Annotated in this window: 4 protein-coding genes; all 4 read left to right on the forward strand. The window is 38.7% G+C overall.

The genetic code is table 11. From position 1 onward, the window contains the following. On the forward strand, positions 1-221 hold a 221-nt coding region (locus tag EXE10_RS20835), incomplete at its 5' end, for a hypothetical protein (RefSeq protein ID WP_228256876.1). Between the two features lie 12 nt (positions 222-233). Further along, on the forward strand, positions 234-389 hold the full coding sequence (locus EXE10_RS21635; protein ID WP_165382312.1) for a hypothetical protein: 156 nt from the start codon (positions 234-236) through the stop codon (positions 387-389). Next, on the forward strand, positions 386-1,168 hold the full coding sequence (locus EXE10_RS20840) for a helix-turn-helix domain-containing protein (RefSeq protein WP_130114585.1): 783 nt from the start codon (positions 386-388) through the stop codon (positions 1,166-1,168). The genes EXE10_RS21635 and EXE10_RS20840 overlap by 4 nt, the downstream gene beginning before the upstream one ends. Next, the coding region (locus EXE10_RS20845) for a DnaB-like helicase N-terminal domain-containing protein (RefSeq protein ID WP_323052840.1) at positions 1,168-1,793 on the forward strand (626 nt) is incomplete at its 3' end. The genes EXE10_RS20840 and EXE10_RS20845, both read left to right, overlap by 1 nt.

Below are 1,793 nucleotides of genomic sequence, written 5' to 3' on the forward strand. Positions count from 1 at the left end.
GCGGAGGTTTCATGAGTGTAAATGTTAATGTCCTCTCAGTAGATTTTAGTACCAAAACAGTACTTGTTGAAGCTATTCAGAATGGCAAACAGATTTTCAAAAGCCCTATGCGATACAGCCGATTCACCAAAGATTCGATTGAAAAACAGCTTCGCAAAGAATTAAAAACATTTGACGGTCCTCTCTGGGGGGGCTGTCGATATTTTTCATATGCCGCATAGAAGGGTGATTACATGAAAAAAACATTATCTCAAATCGTGGCAGAAAGACGGGCTCAATTGTTTAAAGATTCACACTTATGTTCACATGATAGTTATGTGCAATCTGTGAAAGTGGATTTTGTCGCTGTCTTAGAGCGAAGCTTGAAGAAAAGTAAGGTGGCAGCATGAGCATTGATGCAACAAATTGGGCATGGTCTGCACCAGTTAAAAGTTCAGCACAACGGCTTGTTTTGCTCTCATTGGCAGATCGTGCAGGTGAGGAACATAAGTGTTACCCAAGTAATAAACGCATTGCTAGCGACACTGTTTTAAACCCAAAAACAGTTCAAAAAGTTGTGAATGAGCTTATTGAATTAGGTTTTGTTTTTGACACTGGTGAGCGTAAAGGTCACACAAAACAAATTCGAGTTTTGCAGTTAATTGGGGTTAATTCACGTGAAGATAACGACCCCAAAAATGGTATAGGTAAACAACCCCAAAAACGGAACGATACCGAAATTGGGAACGATACCAATAATGGGATTGTTACACCCCCCCAAACGACCCCAATTTTGGAGGTAAACGACCCCAAAAACGGTATAGGTAACGACCCCAATTTTGGGGTACGGAATCTATCATTGAATCTCCCATTGAATCTTTCTTGTGAACACGACTGGATTCCAGATTCAAAATCACTTGAAACAAAAATTAAAATTGCAGGTCATGAAAAAAATCTTGAATTGATTTTTGGATTACCAAATTTTGAATTTGAGTTGAGTTCGTTTAATTCATATTTCGATGGAAGCAATGGTAGACACCTGAACGACTCTCAGAAACTTCATAAATTCACAGCATGGATTATTGATAAATTTGAACGTCATGTGAAATCACACCCTGAATACCTAAATCCAAATTGCATGGTTGCAAGCATTCCTCAAAATTTCGTTGAAGACATGGGGGATTGGTAATGTCACAAATTCACAATATCCCAATGGAACAAGCTGTACTGACTGCTTTGATGACTGTTGCAGAATCTTATGAAACCGTTGCCAACGATGTTGATGTTGATTGCTTCTTTCCTGAACGTCATAAGCAAATCTTCAACGCAATTCAAGAATTAGCACATGAAAACAAGCCATATGACTTGGTGATGGTTGAGCAACAACTTAATCAAAAAAATGTACTTCACTTGATGGGTGGGTCTGAATACTTGGCTCAAATGACCAGTGAAGCGCCTTCGAGTTTTTACAACCTAGAAACCTATGTTGCTGAATTGAATAAATTCAAATCTCATCGTGAAGTTGAAAAGATCGGTTACAGCATTTCTGAAATCGCAAAAGATTTAACAATTCCTGATGTACATATCGCAGCAGAAACGATTCTTGATGGATCAACTGGAAGTGACAAGGCTGAAAAAACAAGTTTTACGTTTGAAGAAGCTTTGGTTTTATCCGGTAAGCAATTGATAGCAAAGGCAGAGGCTAAAGCGCATAAAACTTTTTCTGGTGTTCAATTCAACCTGAAATCAGTTGATGATTTGGTTGGCACAATTCAAAAAGGTCATTTCTGTGTGGTTGGTGGTCGCCCTGGTTC

Source organism: Acinetobacter sp. WCHAc060033 (assembly GCF_004209125.1).
Taxonomy (GTDB): domain Bacteria; phylum Pseudomonadota; class Gammaproteobacteria; order Pseudomonadales; family Moraxellaceae; genus Acinetobacter; species Acinetobacter wuhouensis.

What these genes read in the sequence shown, in the direction of transcription:
- EXE10_RS21635 (WP_165382312.1), top strand. Translation starts at nt 234, where the DNA reads ATGAAAAAAACATTATCTCAAATCGTGGCAGAAAGACGGGCTCAATTG.
- EXE10_RS20840 (WP_130114585.1), top strand. Translation starts at nt 386, where the DNA reads ATGAGCATTGATGCAACAAATTGGGCATGGTCTGCACCAGTTAAAAGT.